We start from the raw sequence: 366 nt of genomic DNA, 5'->3' as shown, positions 1-366 counted from the left end.
AGCTTATTAGTTAATTATGGGGCATATCGTCGCTCAATAGCATGGGATGATGTGTTTACGAATAGTATTGCGGTGAGCTGGCCGGAAGATTTACTCGTTGATGGTGAGTATGTGCTGGATGGTGAGTTTAGTCTAGCGGGTGCCATTACGATTGCTGCAGATGAAGTTGTGCGAGTAAAAGCCGGTAGTCAATTACATGTTGATGCAGATGTTATCTTTACAATTGCAGATGGCGGTCAATTTATTGTTGAAGCGGGTGCGACAGTAACCTTTGATATAAAAAGTCGCATTGATGTGCGCGGAGAGTGGTTGATTGCACAAGGCGTAACCATCCAATCAGGCTCTGGTGTTCAGTTTAATATTTAT

1 protein-coding gene is annotated in these 366 nt (G+C 43.2%); it reads left to right on the top strand.

All coding sequences use genetic code 11. The features are described 5' to 3' along the window. The coding region (locus tag H5119_RS20150) for a hypothetical protein (protein ID WP_182703493.1) at positions 1-366 on the top strand (366 nt) is incomplete at both ends.

Source organism: Pseudoalteromonas sp. SG45-5, assembly GCF_014164085.1.
In the GTDB taxonomy this organism is placed as follows: domain Bacteria; phylum Pseudomonadota; class Gammaproteobacteria; order Enterobacterales; family Alteromonadaceae; genus Pseudoalteromonas; species Pseudoalteromonas aliena.
Note: the sequence above shows the minus strand (reverse complement) of the source record. Positions and strands in the feature narration are given on the sequence as shown.